At 45.9% G+C, this 18,571-nt stretch carries 12 protein-coding genes; 7 read left to right on the top strand and 5 right to left on the bottom strand.

What is annotated here, in order from left to right:
• The first annotated feature begins 77 nt into the window (after positions 1–77).
• From K5620_RS19885 to K5620_RS19875, 3 genes are read left to right on the top strand one after another with little or no spacing between them, the layout of a single operon-like run.
• Positions 78–374, top strand: coding sequence for an ArsR/SmtB family transcription factor (locus K5620_RS19885; protein WP_016401955.1), 297 nt, complete (start codon positions 78–80; stop codon positions 372–374).
• A gap of 19 nt (positions 375–393) precedes the next feature.
• Complete coding sequence (locus K5620_RS19880; protein ID WP_016401954.1) at positions 394–813, top strand: YeeE/YedE family protein; 420 nt, start codon at positions 394–396, stop codon at positions 811–813.
• The gene (locus tag K5620_RS19875) at positions 806–1,225 is read left to right on the top strand and encodes a YeeE/YedE family protein (protein WP_016401953.1); all 420 of its coding nucleotides are present in this window, start codon (positions 806–808) and stop codon (positions 1,223–1,225) included. The genes K5620_RS19880 and K5620_RS19875 overlap by 8 nt, the downstream gene beginning before the upstream one ends.
• Before the next feature lie 53 nt (positions 1,226–1,278).
• On the opposite strand, the gene K5620_RS19870 is transcribed toward K5620_RS19875, so the two are convergent.
• Complete coding sequence (locus K5620_RS19870) at positions 1,279–2,469, bottom strand: ROK family transcriptional regulator (RefSeq protein ID WP_016401952.1); 1,191 nt, start codon at positions 2,467–2,469, stop codon at positions 1,279–1,281.
• A gap of 552 nt (positions 2,470–3,021) precedes the next feature.
• Here K5620_RS19870 and K5620_RS19865 point away from each other — a divergent pair.
• On the top strand, positions 3,022–3,708 hold the full coding sequence (locus K5620_RS19865; RefSeq protein WP_215426409.1) for a substrate-binding periplasmic protein: 687 nt from the start codon (positions 3,022–3,024) through the stop codon (positions 3,706–3,708).
• Positions 3,709–3,793: 85 nt separating this feature from the next.
• Here K5620_RS19865 and K5620_RS19860 read toward each other — a convergent pair whose 3' ends face one another.
• The 4 genes from K5620_RS19860 to rep all read right to left on the bottom strand — a co-directional run bounded on the left by K5620_RS19860 (position 3,794) and on the right by rep (position 13,546).
• Positions 3,794–6,865: an alpha-amylase family glycosyl hydrolase gene (locus K5620_RS19860; RefSeq protein WP_016401950.1), complete on the bottom strand. Its 3,072-nt coding sequence runs from the start codon at positions 6,863–6,865 to the stop codon at positions 3,794–3,796.
• A 75-nt stretch (positions 6,866–6,940) separates the two neighbouring features.
• Positions 6,941–9,946, bottom strand: coding sequence for an alpha-amylase family glycosyl hydrolase (locus K5620_RS19855; protein ID WP_016401949.1), 3,006 nt, complete (start codon positions 9,944–9,946; stop codon positions 6,941–6,943).
• A gap of 275 nt (positions 9,947–10,221) precedes the next feature.
• Positions 10,222–11,322, bottom strand: a complete 1,101-nt coding sequence (locus K5620_RS19850; RefSeq protein ID WP_016401948.1) for a protein kinase family protein — start codon at positions 11,320–11,322, stop codon at positions 10,222–10,224.
• Between the two features lie 196 nt (positions 11,323–11,518).
• Positions 11,519–13,546, bottom strand: a complete 2,028-nt coding sequence (gene rep, locus K5620_RS19845) for a DNA helicase Rep (RefSeq protein WP_016401947.1) — start codon at positions 13,544–13,546, stop codon at positions 11,519–11,521.
• Between the two features lie 179 nt (positions 13,547–13,725).
• Here rep and K5620_RS19840 point away from each other — a divergent pair, with 179 nt between their 5' ends.
• Genes K5620_RS19840 through K5620_RS19830 form a run of 3 tightly spaced genes read left to right on the top strand, consistent with a single transcriptional unit; the run spans position 13,726 to position 18,512 of the window.
• Positions 13,726–14,292 carry a TetR/AcrR family transcriptional regulator gene (locus K5620_RS19840; protein WP_194164145.1) on the top strand — a complete coding sequence of 189 codons (567 nt, stop codon included), beginning with the start codon at positions 13,726–13,728 and terminating at the stop codon, positions 14,290–14,292.
• 15 nt (positions 14,293–14,307) lie between these two features.
• Complete coding sequence (locus K5620_RS19835; RefSeq protein ID WP_016401945.1) at positions 14,308–15,429, top strand: efflux RND transporter periplasmic adaptor subunit; 1,122 nt, start codon at positions 14,308–14,310, stop codon at positions 15,427–15,429.
• Positions 15,430–15,440: 11 nt separating this feature from the next.
• Positions 15,441–18,512, top strand: coding sequence for an efflux RND transporter permease subunit (locus K5620_RS19830; RefSeq protein WP_016401944.1), 3,072 nt, complete (start codon positions 15,441–15,443; stop codon positions 18,510–18,512).
• Positions 18,513–18,571 lie beyond the last annotated feature (59 nt).

Raw genomic sequence — 18,571 nt, 5'->3', positions numbered from 1 at the left:
TCTAATTAAGTTTTATTTAAATTAGATTTGACTAATTTAGTGATGCTCGTATAATTCAGCCTATCGAGGAGGTGTGTATGCAAAGTCATGAAGTGTTGCATGAGCAAGCTAGTGTGGTTAGCGACTATCTCAAAACCATTGCTCATCCAGATCGTTTAGTTGTGTTGTGTTTATTGTGCGATGGGGAAATGAGTGTAGGGGAGCTATTGGCTCACAGTAACAAGAGTCAATCTGCTTTTTCTCAGCACTTAAAAGTGCTGCGAGAACAAGGCTTGGTAGCAGTGCGTAAACAGGCGCAAACGGTGTTTTATTCCTTGGCTGACACTAGAGTGAAAAGCTTGTTAGCTAGTTTGCAGCAGCAATTTTGTAATTGATTAAATAGTGGAGAGATTAATGACCGAATTTAGCCCTGGGAGCGCCTTAGTTGGCGGAATGTTGTTAGGCCTGTCGGTATCATTGCTATTGCTGCTTAGTGGCCGTACAGGTGGTATTAGCGGCATATTAGGCGGGATTTTTGGTGCATCAAAGAGTGAATGGCCATGGCGAGTAGCGTTTATTGCTGCGATGGCTGCGAGTTTATTGTTTAACCCCTTGCTGGGTTTAAGCGAAGCCGCTTTACCTAACTATTCATTAACTTGGCTGCTGGCTGGTGGTTTTGCGGTTGGCGTTGGTACCCAGCTAGCAAATGGCTGTACCAGTGGCCACGGCATTTGCGGCATTGGCCGTTTTTCGCTGCGCTCTATTGTAGCCACTATGGTATTCATGCTTAGTGCTGCGGTTGTGGTTTGGTTAGCAGGAGGTGCTTATGTTTAAAGTAGTGGTTGGCTTAATCACCGGTTTATTATTTGGTTTGGGCATGAATGTATCGCAAATGGTTAACCCCTATAAAGTGCTTAACTTCTTAGATGTAAGCGGCAATTGGGATGCTAGCTTGGCCTTTGTTATAGGTGGTGCCTTATTGGTGTTTGTACCTTTTTATCATTTTCTGATTAAACCAAGAAGCCATGCGGTAAATGGCGAGCCTATTCAATGCTCTACGCTTAAAGCGATTAGCCCTAAACTGATCATTGGCTCGATTATCTTTGGTGTTGGTTGGGGAATGGTAGGAATTTGCCCTGGGCCTGCGGTGGCCAGTTTGCTGCGTGGAGAAGCTGCTATTTATTGGTTTTTGTTGAGCATGTTATTGGGGCATTACTTAAGCAAACGCCTATTCTCTCGCGCTTAAACGAAACGCAACTAACAGGGGAGCTTGCCGCTCCCTTTTTTCTGCTTAGTGGTTTAGTCGGTATGTTGCTGCATGATGGTTATCATGCCAAGGCCCGCCATATCTTCGTCCCAATTGTGTTTTTCCACCACGTTCTCAGCTTGGTGGTAAGGCAACAAGTTGTCGTGTAAGGTGCGCAGCATCGACTCTTTCATGTGTTCGTATGCGCGAATTCCCGGACCAGATATAACAATTTTTTGTGGGTTAAATAGTGCCATTATGTTGGCTAAACCCATGCCTAACACGGTACCCGCTTGGGAGAAAATCTGCGCCATTGCTGGATTGTCTTGCTCGGTCAGTTGGTTTAAGTCGAGCATCTGTTTTTCTGAAGGGTGCAGCATGTCGGTGGGTGGCAAGTTGTAAATGGCACTGGCGTCGCGGTAAATCGCGTAATCACCTACATAGGCCTCGATACAACCTCGACCGCCACAACGGCATTGCGGGCCATTTAAACTAAATTTGGTATGGCCAAATTCGGTAGTGGCAGCACTGGCATCTTGATAAAGCTCGCCGTTAACAATTAAGCCCATGCCAACCCCATAGCCTAATTGGATAGCAACTAGATTATCCAGTTTGCTGTATTTAGGCAGTTGAGTTAAGGCAACGGCGAGGCAATTAGCGTCGTTGGCAATAAACACCGGTAGCTGACTTTTGAGCTGCAGTTGCTCAACCAGTTCCAGCTGCTTACCCTTGATGGCCGGGCTCCACAATATGCCCTTACCTTGTGTTTCTATAACCCCTTGCACTGCTAAGCCAAGGCCGCGCAGTTTACTGCGTTTAACCTCATTATGCTGAATAAACTCTTCGATGGCTTTAGACAGGGCATCAACCAGTTGTTCTTGGTTTAGCGTGACCGTTAACATTGCTTGAGTCGCTTGCGCAACGATGGTGCCAGAGGTATCTCCCAGCATAAAGCGCACTTCGTTAATCGATAGCTTTATGGCTAGATAGAAGGCTGCTTGGTTATTCAGTTGTAGTTTTACTTTTGGCCTACCGCGTCCACCGCTGGGATCTAGCACTACATTCTGCTCAATAATTAAGCCTTGTTGAACCAGCTCAGAGGTGATTGAAGTGATGGTTGCGGGACTTAATTTGGTGTGGTCGCCAATTTCTACACGTGCCAGTTCACCATGGAGGCGCAGAGTTTGAATAATGTCTCGGCGATTGGCACTTCTAATTAGTTCGGTATCGGTGATTTTTTTCATACTGAATCGGCTAAGTAACTACTTCCATTTCAAAAATACGCGTTTTAAAGGGAATAAGAATCTCTTTCTTGGTGATTTGTTATTTCTGTCACGCTTATCTAAATTCCTTGTCAAAGGCTGAGTTAAGCGTCTCAAAGATGATAATGACAATATTGTAATTAAGGCGGAGCTTCAAGCAAAAAAATCCCGCCGTAAAAGGCGGGTCTTGGTAATTCATCCAGAAAGGAAAGGAAAATGCTACTAGTAATGCATTGACACATTACTAGGCCTGAAGAGAACGGCGTTCACTTCTACCTTGAACATATCAGCCCTACAGCTCACATTTGCTGAAAAAATGTTCAAGATGCTTAAAGCTTATTCGTTAAATTTGTTATAAGAAATTATGAAACTTGGTTGTTCTATTAACAGATTTTTTAAGCGTGTCTGCGGTCACGTTCTGAAAAAAAGCCCTTGAGCTTAAAAAAAAGCCCTTGAGCTTAAAAAAAAGCCATAGGTGCTTACTTAAACGACTAATATTTAAGAGCTACCAACTGGATTTTGAAGGATAATTGTTTGGTTAAGTGCATAGGATGGTGTTGCTTAGGATTGTTGCTAGCTGGCTCTGCGCTAAGCCAAGCGGATACTCTGCGTTTGGCTACTCATCACTTGCCTCCCTATCAAGTGGTGAATGGTGATGCTTTAAGTGGCTCAATGATTGATGTGATGCAATGCAGTTTAATTGAATTGGGGCAGCCTTATCAGGTTGACGTTAGGCCGATTAATCGTGCATTTAAGGAGCTGCAGGCGGGATTATTTGATGGTGTTTTTGTGTTAAACCGTACCGCAGAAAGAGACCAGCTTGCCATTGCCAGTGAGCCTTTGATTGTTACTTATCGCAGTCTTTTTAGTGTGCAAAAGATTGATACCGAAGTGCACAGCCCTGAAATGAAAGGGCTGAAAATAGGTGTATTGCATGGCTCGGCGATGCACCGTTGGTTATCCAAGCACGAATACCCCAATATTCATACCCGCTATGACTACCATATTTTGTTTGAATTATTGCAGTTAGAACGTATCGACGCGATAGTGGCGCCCCACGAAATTTATGCACATGAACAAAGCCACGGGCACGTTACTCGCAACATTGAAACTCGCCACCTAAGCCAAGCTAATCTATCGAGTTATTTCTCTGCCGAATGGCTAGAACAGCGGCCTGATTTTTTACAACGATTTAACGCTGCTTTAGATGTTTGTAGGTAGTTTGACTCGTTGTTTTACAAATAGTGTTGCAAGTAAAAAGCCCAAGTGAATCACTTGGGCTTTGAGTTATAAGGGCTAGTGTTATTTATTTAGCTTGAGTAAACATGGTAACTGCGGTGCCTTCTACCACGGTGCTACCAGATACGTTGCCAGCATTAACGGCTCCATTGGCATCGGCTACCTTAGTCCAGCTGCCTGCAGGTAAACTTACCGTTTGGTTATTACCACTGTTATATACAATAAACAGGTTATGGCTGTCGCTAGGATCGGTGATGTGGCCTGTTATCACCTGTCCACCAAATTGGTCCGGGCGGCTAACATTTAAGTACTGTGCAACTTCTTGGCTGGTATTCATGCGCAAGCCCGCATGTTTACGGCGCAACTCAATAAGTTGTTTAAAGTAGTTAAAGGTAGCGATGTTATCTGCTTTGTTGGACCAACGAATTGCATTGAAACTATCTGGTGCGTTGTAGGTATTATGCGTACCTCCATGAGCGCTATAGTTCCAAGCTGATGGGTTACTAATTTGCTGGTTATTGGTTTTGGTGCGCAGGAACTCGTCACCGGCATGTACAAAAGGTATGCCCTGGCTGGTAAGTATCATGCCCATGCCAAAATTAACCACTCGTTTAGGGTAGGTTAAATCGCTAGGGGGATTAAAGCTAATCACCTGATGCGAACTATTTTGCTGCACATTGCTTGAAGTACTTAAATAAACCTTATCCCAAAGGCCAAAGTTATCGTGGGCCGAAATGTAATTGATGCTTTGCTCTGGGTCGGCCGCGTAATTGCGGAACCAGGTGCTGTTACGACCATCATTTGGGTTGTAGGGCGAACCTTGAAAGCCATCGTAAATCGCCCAGCCAGATTCAGCAGCATCTACATTATTAAACATGTAACCAGTGCGAGTATCGTCATTTGAACCTTTTAATGATTCGCGGAAAGCGCCATTAAATACCCCAATGTTTTCATCGGCTAAGTGGTGAGTGGTACCGTAACGAACTCGCTGACCTTCTAGAGGATCTGTTGCGTAACCGTTCCAAGGTTCTCCATAAATCAATAGCTTACGGTCTGCAAAGGTATCGTTTAAGTGGCGACCCCATTTTTCAACTTCTTGATAAGAGAAAATACCAATTAAGTCGAAGCGGAAACCATCGATGCCGTATTCGTCTACCCAATACTCTAAGGAGTCTTGAATCATGCGGCTTACCATTGGCACATCAGCATTAATCGAGTTACCGGTGCCAGATAAGTCGCTGGCGGTATAGTATTGACCAGAAATATTCTCAAACATTTCATCATCATAGGTGTGGTTGTATACCACATCCATGATGACTCGAATTCCAGCTTTGTGGAACTCGTTCACCATGGTTTTGAACTCACGCGCTCGCTCTTCATAGTTAGTTGGAACGGCCGAGTAGCGATCTTCTGGAATGTTAAAGTTTCGAGGGTCATAGCCCCAGTTGTAACAAGGGTCGCTGTCTGGCAGGCCATCACAGGTGGCAAAGTCATACACTGGCAATAGCTGCACGTGGGTAACGCCTAGCTCTTTTAAGTGGTCAATACCGGTTTTTACACCATTAATGGTGGTGCCCGTTTCCACCATGCCTAAGAACTTACCGTTGTTACCAGCGCTTACACCCGAGCTTGGGTCGATAGTAAAGTCACGAACATGCACTTCGTAAATTACGGCATCTTCACGCTCAACTAAGCTTGGGCGTGCAGCCCAACCGCCAACAGGTTCGGTGCGCGACATGTCCATCACAATGTTAATGGCTTCGTAATCGCCAGTACCAGGTTGTGACATCTTCCCATATGGGTCGCGAACCTGAACGCCATTGATAAGGAAGGTATAAGGTTTTAAGTGCAAGTCGCCTGCAACGGTTACCTGGTAAACTTGGCTGTAACCGGCGAAGTCAGGCACTGCTTGCAGCGTGTGCTCAACCCCATCAACCACCACTTTTACATTGCTATGTTCTGGCGACCATATTGAAAAGGTGGTGCTGTCTGCGGAGTAAACCGCGCCTAAGGTTTCACTGTTGCTACCGCAGTTAGGCTCGCAGCCTTGTTTAACCGTGCTTACTGCTTTGGTGGTGGCGTTGAAACAGATTTGGTAAGTAGAGTTAGCGTCTACTAATACGTCTGCACTTGGGTAGTTTTCAGTCCAATCGCCAAAATGATCAATTTTGAAACGCGGATTGTTGCTGCCAAAGCTTTGCGTGGTGCAGTAGTTATTACCGTCGCTGCTGGTCATTAGGGTGGTTTGCCAGCCATTGGGGGTTCCACGGAAGTACCATGTATCGGCCGGTGCATCGCTAATGGTGTAGTCAAAGGTGCTTAAGGCAGAGTTGCCGCTGGCATCGATGGCAAATACCTTTAAGCTTAAATCTACCCCATCGCTCACTACATCACTGGCGGTAAAGCTGGCATCGTTACAGGGGCTGGAAGCTGCTGTTGGTGTAGTGCCGTCGGTGGTGCAGTAAATCAACGGTGAGCTGTCTTGATTATCACTCACACTCAAACTGATTTGCTGAGTTTCGGTGTAAGAGCCGGCTGCTGGGTTAGCAGTAACCACCGGTGCTTGAGTATCCGTAACGTCGTCTGGCGTGACCGTAATTGCCTTTGAGCCAGCGTTAAAGCAAATTTGGTAGCTGGCATTGCCGGTAACGGTGTAATCTGCGCTTGGATAAGCTTCGTTCCAGTCGCCGTAGTGGTCGATTTTGAAGCGAGGGTCATCGTTGGCAAAACTCTGAGTAGTACAGAAGTTGACGTTATCGGTGCTGGCCATTTCTGTTGTTGCCCAGCCATTAGAAGTGCCGCGGTAGAACCAGCTATCTTTTGGTGGCTCTACATCTCCGCAAGTAGCCACTTCTGTGGTGGTGATGTTTTTGCTGTCGCTAAAGAAGCGAATTTCGTAGTTTTTGTTGGCGTCTACCCGAACATCTGCGCTTGGGTAAGCTTCGTTCCAGTCGCCAAAGCGATCAATTTTAAAGCGTGGATCGTTAGCACCAAAGCTTTGACAAGTTCGGTATTCACTGCCCGAAACAAGTTCTAAAGCGCTAGTTGCCCAGCCGTTGCTGGTGCCTCGATAAAACCAATCAGCTTGAGCGGCAGAGCTTGCTGCCAATAAGCTGATGACTAATGCTGTCTTTTTCATGATATTAACTGTTCCATAGTTAATCCACCCAGCCATTCCGCACAGAGCAAAATGGCTAGGTGGGAATATTGAGATTTATAGTTTGTCTAAAATCACAAAGCTGTTTGCTGGCACCGTTACTGAGTGGCTGCCGCCGCTCACAGTAATGGTTTGCTCGTTGTAGCTGGCGGCGTTGGTATTTGGCGTTATTAAACGATAGCTACCATTCGCCATGTTATTAAAGGTGTAGCTAAAGCCACTGCCTTTAGTGAGAGCTACGTAAGCTACAGCTGCCCCATTATCACGAGCAAATGCAGCATGATCGCCATCTAGCAATAAGTCGATTTGCTGACCTTTTTGAATGGCTTCAGAAGAGCTGCGCAGGCTATTTAGCATTTTTAAGTGCTTATAAAGCGTTGGCTGGTTAGTTTTGGCGAAGTTAATTCCTTCTGAGCCCAGCATCCAACGTGCTACTACATCATCTTTTTCGGTGGTGGTAATGTAGTGTGGCCAGCTTGAATACAGCACCTCGGTGCCGTAAAACACCACCGGCAGACCGCGGAACAAGTAGATAAAGTTTAGATTATTGAGATATTGCGTTTCACTCAATACACCGTTAGCGCGGGTAACATCGTGGTTATCTACAAAGGTAGCTAGATAGGTTGGGTCGTAAATGCCAGAGGCATCGCCATCGGCACCGGCAATACGGGCGTAGCCATTGCCGTCGTCAAACCCTGCTTCCCCTCTAAAGGCTTTGCCCATCCAACCTGGGAAGTCCATGGAAGAACCATGTAAATCCAACATATGGAATTTTTTGCCTTGGCCGTTGTAGATTAGATCAACCGCCGACTTGCGATCGCCTGTCCATGCTTCGCCTGCCATGTAGAAGTTGTCGTTGCCTAAACTACGAGCATGAGCATCCATTTCTAGGGTGAATCGTTCCCAGAAATCGGCAGTCATATACGATACCGTATCAATACGGAAAGCATCTACGCCATGGTCGATAAAGCGCTTATACACATTGATTAGATGTTTAGTCGCGTTTTGGTCATCGTCACCATGTTCGTTAAAATCGAGCAAGTCGATCAACCAGGTATTCCCAGTACTGGCGTAGCTAAAGAAGCCATTTTTAGCGCCATCCATGTAAGGGTCATTGGTTTCCCAATTCCAGGTTTGACCATCCATTTTAATCTCTAGCGCTCGGTCGGCCCATTTACTCTTCGAGCCCACTACCGATTGACCCGGCTGACCGTGGTTTACCACGATGTCGAGCATGATCTTCATGCCGCGCGAATGCAATGCATCCACTAAGGCGTCAAAACCTGCCCAGCCATCATTGTCTTTACCTAAAGAGTGTAGGTGCGGATCGATTTTATCGAAGTCGTAACCCCAGTAACCGTGGAAGGCGGAAGCCTCGTAGTCGTCGTTGGCGTTAAAGCGGCGGCCTTCAGGCTGTTTAACCACTGGGGTAATCCAAATGGCGGTAAAGCCCATGTCTTGGATGTAATCGAGATTATCGATAATGCCTTGGAAATCACCACCGTGGTAGTAAGACAAAGGACCGGTTTTGCTGGTATTCGTGTTGTACTTATCAGCTTCACCATTTGGTAAGTACTCGTCACCCCAAATGTTGTTGTTGCTCGTATCACCATCTGCAAAACGGTCGGTCATGATGAAGTAAACATTTTCTTCACGGAAGTCGCCGCTGCTGGTGATGTTAGGGTCAATGGTGTAGTTAAAGGTGGTTACACCCTGATTACCACTGGCATCTACAGCCAATACTTTTAATACCAAATCAATCCCATCAACTAGGATATCTTCGGCGGTAAAGCTCTGTTGGTTGCATTGACTGAGTGTGGTAGTGGGTATGCTGCCGTCGGTGGTGCAATAAAGCTTAGGCGCTGGATCTTGGTTGTCGCTAACACTTAAGCTAATTTGTTGCGCGGTGGCGTAACGGCCGCCTGATGGAGAGGCGCTAACCACAGGGGCTTTTGTGTCTTCACCTTCAATCTCTGTTGTGGTGATTTGTTTGCTGCTGGCATCAAAACAAATATCGTAGGTGGTATCTGGATTAACCGTTACATCAGCGCTTGGATAATTTTCGGTCCAATCGCCAAAGTGATCCACTTTAAAGCGCGGGTTATTGCTGCCAAAACTTTGAGTGGTGCAATAGTTGTTGCCATCGCTGGTGGTCATTGCAGTGGTTTGCCAACCATTAGGTGTGCCGCGGAAGTACCAAGTATCTGCTGGGGCGTCGCTAATGGTGTAATCAAAACTACTCACTGCGGAGTTACCGCTTTCATCAACCGCAAGTACTTTTAGGCTTAAATCAACGCCGCTGGCCACGACATCGCTAGCAGTGAAGTTTGCATTGTTACATAGCGGTGAAGCTTGAGTAGGTATTGAGCCATCGGTAGTGCAGTAGATATTGGGCGCACTGTCTTGATTATCGCTAACAGTTAAGCTGATTTGCTGAGCTTGGGTGTAAGAACCCGCTGCAGGATTAGCGCTTACTGTAGGGGCTTGAGTATCTTCTGTGGTGGTTGGCGTTGCAGTGATTTGTTTTGAATCGGCGTTAAAACAAATCTGGTAGCTAGCATTGCCAGTTACTATAAAGTCTGCTGTTGGGTAAGCTTCGTTCCAATCGCCATAATGGTCGATTTTGAAACGTGGGTTATCGTTAGCAAAACTCTGGGTAGTACAAAAGTTTAGGTTATCGCTGCTGGTCATGGCTGTGGCAGTCCAACCATTGGAAGTACCGCGATAGAACCAGCTATCCTCTGGTGGCTCTATCTCTCCACAGCTTGCAACTTCTGTAGTGCTTATATTTTTGCTGTCGCTAAAAAAACTAATGTTATAGCTCTTGTTAGCATCAACCCGCACATCGGCGCTAGGGTAGGCTTCGTTCCAGTCGCCAAAGCGATCGATTTTAAAGCGTGGGTCATTGCTACCAAAACTTTGGCAAGTGGTGTATTCGGTTCCTGAAACTACCGCAAGGGGAGTGGATTGCCATTGGTTTGGCGTACCCCTAAAGTTCCATTCGGCTGCCACAGGCGCAGACAGCAACGTCGCCCCCGCGAGAGCGATTGTTAACTTGTTCATGGATCCTTTCCTTATACTGTTTTTCTTGCTGTATTTTTAACCACCCGGTTATGGCGAAAATTTTGTAAATTCGCTCAACGCTAGTGGTTTTTAATCATTGTTATAGTTGTTCGACCACAGCGCAGATCATTCTGCTGGCCATGGCTATAGCAATGTTAGAGAAAAAACATAAAGGAAGGATAAAAAATGTACAGAAATGTGAGCCTGTCATCACAAAGGCATCAAGATAAGTTGATGCCTTTGTAAATAAAGCTTAACGGTTTGAATTGTAGAATTTATTTCTGTTGGTACTGGGCCGCTAGTTGACGGTAATCTTGGTATTTTTTGATTAGGTCGACCTGCTCCAGCTCTGCGTTGTCAAACAACAGCGCGCCGTTGTTTTGAAGCTGTAAATAAACAGTGGCAGCCATGGTGATGACTTTGTCGATGCGCTTTAAGGTCATTGGGGTGCAGCTCTTGCCACTAATGTCGTCGGCAATGTCTAAACAGTGGGAGCGGAAGCTTTCTGCAATAAATAGATTTTTCAGTGAACGCTCGTTGTCTAACGCATATTCCCAGCGTTCAATAATTTCTGTTTGCCATTGGATAATTGCAGGCTGAGCATAGTTTTGTTTTAGCCAAATGAGCTTTTGGGTATAAACATCTAAGGCGGCTTCTTTTAGCTCACGATAAATCGCGAGTTGGTCGGCAGCGGTCATTACATCTTGATAGCGCAGCAGGTAACCAAATACATTGCGCGTTTCTAAGCGCTCTACTGCGTGAAAATCCGGTGCTGCTAAGCCATCACTATTAAAGTGCTCTAATGGATCGTAAGGATACATGTAACCAAAGTCGAACAAGTGGATTTGTCGGCCGTCGTAAATGATGTTGCCAGGAGATAAATCCCACTCCATTAAACCTGCTTGTTCTAAAGCAAATTGGGTGTCGAAGATCTGCCTAAAAATCTCACGACTAAAGCTACACAATGGTTTACCTTCAATCCAAGGTGACAACATAAAACCAAGGCGATAGTTGGCATACAAGGTGGTTACGATATGTTGGTAGGCTTTAGCTGTGCTTGGTTTGTCTTTAAGTGCTTGAATATCTCGGCGGCGTTGTACTTCGTTGAGAAAAGAGGTTTCACCATCCACATTGTGCACTAAGGCTTGAGCGCGACGTTTCTTGAGGTTGTAATGGCGACCATTAATACATAAATGATATACAACAGCGGTTAAACCACCTTCGAATACTTCTACTACGTAGGGAGAGTCTGCGTCTAGCGCAGCCAATTGTTCTGGCGGCAAGGGGCAGGCAGCGGCATCACCCACTATAATATTCTGCTCACCTTGTTGAAAATGCAGTTGAGCTTGTTGACGTTGTTCAACTAATGCATTCATCAGTACTCTCCATCCTTGATTACTTTTTTGTGAGTTTATTCTCATAAAACCTTGGAGTAAGGCGCTTTTATGGGATGAAAACCGTTTCGGTCACAAATATGTTGTGCCTTTAGAAGGTAATTAGCGCAGGATCACATTTAAGATCGTTGATCTTAAATATGACCAAATGATGTTAATTAACTAAGGATGGTGTAATTTAGCTGTTGTTTTTGTTGAGCGCGGCTCGCAACGCAGCAATGCCTTTGTTGCCTTTTTCTTGGCGTTCTTCAGCGGTTTCCTTTTTACGGCGTTGCTCCCACACTAAATCGTTTTGTGGCAGTTCGTATAAAAAACGGCTTGGTTCTGGTTTGATTAGCTCGCCAAACTGGCGACGCTCTTTAGTTAAGGTGAAGGTGAGTTCGCGCTGGGCCCGAGTAATCCCAACATAAGCAAGGCGACGTTCTTCTTCTACATTGTCTTCATCAATACTGCTTTGGTGCGGCAATAAACCTTCTTCCATGCCGATGAGGTAGACGTAAGGAAACTCCAAACCTTTTGAGGCGTGTAAGGTCATTAATTGAACCTGATCGCTTTCTTCGTCTTCTTCGCCACGTTCCATCATGTCGCGTAAAATCAGCCGATTCACCACTTGTGGCAAGGTCATTGGCTCATTGTCGTTATCACCTTCGAGCATGCCACTTACCCAGCGAAATAGCTCTGAGACATTCTTCATGCGCATTTCTGCAGCTTTAGGGCTGGGGCTGGTTTCGTAAAGGAAGTCTTCGTAGTGAATATCACGGATCATGTCGCGTACAGCTTGCTGAGCATCTCCTCGCTCAACACGCTCGGCTAATGCCAATAACCACTGACTAAACTCATTCACCGCATTAAGTGCTCGGGTGGGCAAAATGCTGGTCATAGCTATGTGGGTAGTTGCTGCAAACAAGCTGATTTGTTGCTCGTTGGCGTAGGTACCCACTTTTTCTAAGGTAGTTGGGCCAATTTCTCGACGTGGCGTATTGATGATACGCAGCAAGGCGTTGTCGTCGTCTTGGTTCACCAATACCCGTAGATAGGCCATGATGTCTTTGATTTCGGCGCGGGCAAAAAACGAGGTACCGCCACTAATTTTATAGGGAACACGGTTGTTCATTAAGGTTTTTTCGAGCAGCCGAGACTGGTGATTGCCGCGGTATAAAATGGCGTAATCTTGGTAATTGGCGTTATTCATAAAGCGGTGACCAATTAACTCGGCCACTACCCGCTCAGATTCTTGTTCTTCGGTTTTCGCAAAGAGAATCTTAAGCGGTTCACCGTAGGCTAACTCGGAGAACAGAGATTTCTCGAAAATATGCTCATTGTTTTCGATAAGAATGTTGGCGCACTTTAGTATCCGCTGGGTTGAGCGATAGTTTTGCTCCAGCATGATCACTTCTAAAGCGGGGAAATCTTTTTGCAGCTGCATCAAGTTTTTAGGCTGCGCACCACGCCAAGAGTAAATGCTCTGGTCATCGTCACCCACCACGGTGAAGCATGCGCGCTCCTGGGTAATTAATTTTACCAGCTGATACTGGCTGGTATTGGTATCTTGATACTCATCTACCAATAAATATTGAATGGTATCTTGCCAACGTTTACGTACTGCTGCGTCGTGCGTGAGCAATAGCGTAGGCATTAAAATTAGGTCATCAAAGTCTAGTGCGTTATAGGCGGTAAGCTGACGCTGATAGGCTTCGTACATGTGGGCAAACAATTGCTCTTGCTGGCTTTGGCCGGTTGCTCTTGCCACCGCTTGTGCCGGTAGCACCAGATCATTTTTCCAGTTAGAGATGCAGCTTAGTAGTTGCTTTAATAAGTCTTTGTCGCCTTCGAGTTGTTTTTCGGTGAGCTCTTTAAGCAAGGCCATTTGGTCTTGGTCATCAAATAACGAGAAGTTAGGTTTTAGCTTTAGGCTGCGGTATTCACGACGAATAATGTCTAAACCCAAGGTATGGAAGGTACATACCCGTAATCCCCGAGATTCTTTACGCCCCATGGTTTGGCCGACACGTTCTTTCATCTCGCGGGCGGCTTTGTTGGTGAAGGTTACCGCGGCAATGTTTTTTGCCTTATAGCCACAGTTTTGAATCAAATGAGCAATTTTGTTGGTAATAACCCGTGTTTTACCACTGCCTGCGCCTGCTAATACTAAGCAGGGGCCAGATACATAACTAACGGCTTTATCTTGTGCGGGATTTAACTTCACGGAGCTTTCCTTCTAAACGGGCCGTGCATTTTAGCCGATCAGAGAGGGCTGATCTACGCCGCTTTAACGCTTTCATATTCTTTAACAAAGGTAAGAATTCGTAAAATGAACAATTATTCATTGATTGTTTTTTGATGAGGAATATAATCGCGAAAAATACTGAACAAATGTTCATTTTTATGATTTCCGATAAACGCGTACGTATATTGATGGCAGCTGAGGCGCTGATTAACAAATCAGGGCTTGAGGCTGTGTCTATTCACCGCGTGGCCAAGCAGGCAAAAGTAGCGACCGGTACCATCTATTTGTATTTTAAAGATAAAGACGAGTTGATGGCGGAGCTTCATGAGCGTAATTTGCGTTTGTTTGCCGAGGCCTTTTTGGCAGATGTTAATACGGCACAGAGCTTACAAGAGTGCCACAGTCGTTTGTGGCTAAATGCACTACACTACCATCAAGAAAATGTGAATGTGCAACGCTTGTGGGTCCATTTAGAGACCTTGCCTAAGAATGCTCGTCACAAAGCGCTTATCCAGGAATTATTTAAACCGGTAAAACTTTTTTTTAGCCGTGGTGTCGAACAAGGCTGCTTTAAACCTTTACCAGGCGAAATGTTATACGCCTTGGCCTTTGGCCAAATACTCGAAATTTGTCGCTTTTCTCAACTTCGAGAAGCGAATTTTACAAAGCAAGACATGGATGCCGCGCTTTTAGCTAGCTGGGATGCTATTACCATACACCCTTAGTGATTGGAGTGGGAAATGAAAAAATGGATGGCAATCATGCTAGTCATAACAGTGATTCTGTTTGGTAGCGTGTTTGGTTTTTACCTATTCAAACAAAAGATGATTGCCGAATTTATGGCTAATCGTCCGGTGCCAGAAATGCCTGTGGAAGTGGCTACAGCTAATGCAGAAGACTGGCAGCCAGCAATTGAATCAATTGGATTTATTGAGCCCTACCAAGGTGTGAATATTAGTAGCTCAGTGGCTGGATTGGTGACTAAAATTCACTTTACTTCGGGTGACACAGTAAAAGCGGGTGAACTATTGGTGAGCCTAGAAGCTGACGTTGAAAAAGCCAACCTGGCTAGTGCTAAGGCCAAGCTTCCAGCGGTTAAGCGCCAAATGGAGCGCAATAAAACCTTGCTGGATCGTGGTTCGGTTTCGCAAACCCAGTTTGACGACTCGGAAGCAAACTACCTTGCCTTGGTCAGTGATATTGAAGCACTTAAAGCCACTATTGAGCGCCGTGATATTCGCGCTCCGTTTAACGGTGTAATGGGCATTCGCCAAATCAACCTTGGTCAATACTTGCAAGCGGGTGACGACATTGCTCGTTTAGAGAACCTCGATCATATGTTGCTGCGCTTTATTGTGCCGCAAAAAGACATATCGCTTATCAATGTTGGTACCGAGATTGAGCTTAACTCTGATGCTTATCCTGCGCAGTGGTTTAAAGGCAAAATCACTACCATTGAACCTACCGTTGACCCTCAAAGTGGTGTGATTCAGGTACAGGCTACCATTCCAAATGCTGAAGGGCTTTTACGGTCTGGCATGTACGCCAGTGTACGTATTTGGCAAGCGGTGCAGCCTAATCAAATTGTGGTGCCACAGCAGGCTATTTCGTTTTCCTTATACGGTGAATCTATTTACGTGCTAGAAAGTGAAACCGCAGACGACGGCAGCGAAACCTTAATTGCTAAGCAACGTTCAGTAACGGTGGGTGAACGTCGCGGCGATGTTGCTGTAATCGATAAAGGCGTGAACGCCGGCGAGCAAGTAGTGGTTTCTGGTCAAGTGCGTTTACGTAACGGGGCTGTGGTTCGTATTGTTGAAGATAGCTTCGTACAACGCGACCAAAACTTGCCAAAAGATTAGGAGCGTAGGTCATGAGATTTACCGATATTTTTATTCGGCGACCGATATTAGCGCTGTCTTTAAGTTTGCTGCTGCTGATTATTGGTATTCAATCAGTATTTAAGCTGCAAATTCGCGAGTATCCAGAGCTAACCAACACGGTTATTACAGTAAGCACCGCTTATTATGGTGCGCCTGCAGAAGTTATTCAGGGTTTTATTACCCAGCCATTACAGCAGTCAATTGCCGAGGCGGATAATTTAGATTTCTTGGAATCTAACTCTTCTATGGGCAGCAGTACCATTACTGCTTACATGAAAACAGGTGCCGACCCAGATGCTGCACTGTCGGAGATTATGGCTAAAGTAAACGCTGTACGTGCGCGGTTACCCAGTGAAGCCTTAGATCCCAACATTTCGCGCTCAACCGGTTCTAGTACTTCGATTATGTACATTGCCTTTAGCAGTGATGAGCTAAAAGCGGCGCAAATTGTGGATTATGTAAACCGTAACGTGCAGCCGCAAATGGTTACAGTAACGGGCGTTGCCAAGGCTAATGTTTACGGGCCTCAGTTGTCGATGCGTGTATGGTTAGACCCAGTAAAACTGGCGAACCATAAACTTACCGCTGCAGAAGTGGTTAACGCTCTGCAAAACAACAACTTTAGGTCGGCACCGGGTCAAGCTAAAAGCCGTTTCTTCCTCTACAACGTAGAAGCTGATACCGATCTTAAAACCCGTGCCGAGTTTGAGCAGTTGATTGTTGCGCGCAGCGAAAGTGGCATTGTGCGCTTAAACGATGTGGCTGAGCTGGAGCTGGATGCAGCACGTGAAACCGTGCGAGCGAAAGCTGATGCACAAACTGCGGTTGTGGTAGCCATTGACCCAACTCCTACTGCCAACCCGCTAACCGTTGCCAAGTTGATTACCGAAATGCTACCCGACTTGGAAGCTAACCTTCCAGATAGCATGGGTATGCAAGTACTTTATGATTCAACGGAATATATTGAATCGTCGATTAATGAAGTACTTACCACCATTGTGGAAGCCACCATTATTGTTGTGGTTGTGATTTTCTTGTTCATGGGTAACTTGCGCGCAGTACTCATTCCAGTTATCGCGATTCCGCTATCACTGATTGGTGTGTGTTTGGCCATGCAAGCCTTAGGCTTCTCGCTAAACCTATTAACCTTGCTGGCGATGGTACTGGCTATTGGTTTGGTGGTGGACGATGCCATTGTTGTGGTGGAAAATGTGGACCGGCATATTCGCCAAGGGATGAAACCCTTTGATGCTGCCATTGTTGGTACCCGCGAAATTGCCTTGCCGGTAATTTCGATGACTATTACCTTAGCAGCAGTGTACTCGCCGATTGCTATGGTTGAAGGTTTAACTGGCGTATTGTTTGCCGAGTTTGCCCTTACCCTTGCCGGTGCGGTTGTGGTATCGGGTTTTGTTGCCTTAACCTTATCGCCGGTGATGTGTTCGGTACTGCTTAAGCACAACCCTAATCCGGGCCGTTTTGAAGTAGGCGTTCACAAATTTCTAGATAGTTTAGACAGTGGCTACGACAAACTGGTTGGTGGGGTATTAAAGTACCGCCCAGTGGTGGTGATCTTCGCCATTATAGTGATGGGCTCTTTGTACCCGCTACTGAAGATTATTCCTACTGAACTTGCACCTGCCGAAGATAAAGGCGCTGCAATGATTATGGCGAATGGTCCGGCTGGGGCAAACATTGACTACATGGATCAATACACCACCGAAGTGGGTCGACGCGGCATGGCCTTAGACGATATTGCCAGCGCATTTACTTTAGCGGGTATACCTAGTGCGACCCAGGGTTTAGGCTTCTTGAACACCACTTTGTGGGAAGATCGCACCATGAGCCAAGATGAGCTGGTTAAAGCGATTCAAGCCGAAACCGCCGACATCGCTGGTGTATCGGTCGCTTCGTTCCCACTGCCGGTTTTACCCGGTGCCAGTGGTGGTTTCCCAGTGCAGTTTGTATTGCAAGGTACCGGTGATTACCGCACTTTGGTGAGCCTAGCGCAGGAGCTACAACAAGCTGCTATGCAAAGCGGTTACTTTGTCTTTACCGACTTAGACACCAAGTTCCAAACGGCAACCTTAGACATTAAAGTTAACCGTGATAAAGCTGGTGCCTATGGGGTGAAAATGGCAGACATTGCCAGCACACTAGGCACTTTAATGGGCGATGGTTATATCAACCATATTAACTATGATGGTCGCTCTTACGAGGTGATTCCTCAGGTTAAGCGCGAAGACCGTTTAAGCCCTGAGGCAATTGGTCAGTTCTATGTGAAAACCGTTGATGGTAGCCCGGTTCCTTTGGTTAACTTGATTGAATGGGACTTAACTGGCCAGCCAAGCTCGTTATTGCAAATGAACCAAACCAACTCGGTCACCTTAAACGGTGCCCTTATGCCTGGCCAAACCATGGGTGACGCGCTTAAGTTCCTAGAGCAAAAATCTGCTGAGATTTTACCTAAGGGTTATGGTTTTGAGTACAAAGGTGAATCTCGTCAGTTTGTGCAAGAAGGTTCGGCCTTGTATGCCACCTTTGGTTTAGCATTGGCGATTATCTTCTTGGTATTGGCAGCGCAGTTCGAAAGCATACGCGACCCAATTGTGATTATGGTGTCGGTACCGCTAGCGATTTGTGGTGCCTTGCTGATGATGGGCTGGGGCTTAGCCTCACTCAATATCTATACCCAGATTGGTATGATTACCTTAGTCGGTTTGATTACTAAACACGGTATTTTGATGTGTGAAGTGGCTAAAGAGCGTCAAATCTTGAAAGGTGAAGATAAGATCACCGCGATTCGTCATGCTGCCCGAATTCGTTTGCGTGCAATTTTGATGACCACCATCTCTATGGTTGCGGGCTTGGTACCATTGCTACTCGCTGTTGGTCCAGGTGCAGCAGCACGCTTTGATATTGGTATGGTTATTTGTGCGGGTCTATCTATTGGTACAATATTTACATTGTTTGTATTACCAGTGATTTACTCTTACCTAGGTGCAAACCATAAACCTGTTCCTAGTGTTGATCACTTGGTAGGTGATACGGTAGCCGACTAAGCCAATACTGCAGCTAGTAAAAAGCCCAAGCAATTGCTTGGGCTTTTTTATAATCGCGA

The organism is Agarivorans albus (assembly GCF_019670105.1).
GTDB classification, from domain to species: domain Bacteria; phylum Pseudomonadota; class Gammaproteobacteria; order Enterobacterales; family Celerinatantimonadaceae; genus Agarivorans; species Agarivorans albus.
Note: the sequence above shows the minus strand (reverse complement) of the source record. Positions and strands in the feature narration are given on the sequence as shown.

Bases quoted from the DNA above. Each gene is read 5' to 3' on its own strand.
- K5620_RS19885 (WP_016401955.1), top strand. From the start codon at position 78: ATGCAAAGTCATGAAGTGTTGCATGAGCAAGCTAGTGTGGTTAGCGAC.
- K5620_RS19880 (WP_016401954.1), top strand. From the start codon at position 394: ATGACCGAATTTAGCCCTGGGAGCGCCTTAGTTGGCGGAATGTTGTTA.
- K5620_RS19875 (WP_016401953.1), top strand. From the start codon at position 806: ATGTTTAAAGTAGTGGTTGGCTTAATCACCGGTTTATTATTTGGTTTG.
- K5620_RS19870 (WP_016401952.1), bottom strand. From the start codon at position 2,469: ATGAAAAAAATCACCGATACCGAACTAATTAGAAGTGCCAATCGCCGA.
- K5620_RS19860 (WP_016401950.1), bottom strand. From the start codon at position 6,865: ATGAAAAAGACAGCATTAGTCATCAGCTTATTGGCAGCAAGCTCTGCC.
- K5620_RS19855 (WP_016401949.1), bottom strand. From the start codon at position 9,946: ATGAACAAGTTAACAATCGCTCTCGCGGGGGCGACGTTGCTGTCTGCG.
- K5620_RS19850 (WP_016401948.1), bottom strand. From the start codon at position 11,322: ATGAATGCATTAGTTGAACAACGTCAACAAGCTCAACTGCATTTTCAA.
- K5620_RS19840 (WP_194164145.1), top strand. From the start codon at position 13,726: ATGATTTCCGATAAACGCGTACGTATATTGATGGCAGCTGAGGCGCTG.
- K5620_RS19835 (WP_016401945.1), top strand. From the start codon at position 14,308: ATGAAAAAATGGATGGCAATCATGCTAGTCATAACAGTGATTCTGTTT.
- K5620_RS19830 (WP_016401944.1), top strand. From the start codon at position 15,441: ATGAGATTTACCGATATTTTTATTCGGCGACCGATATTAGCGCTGTCT.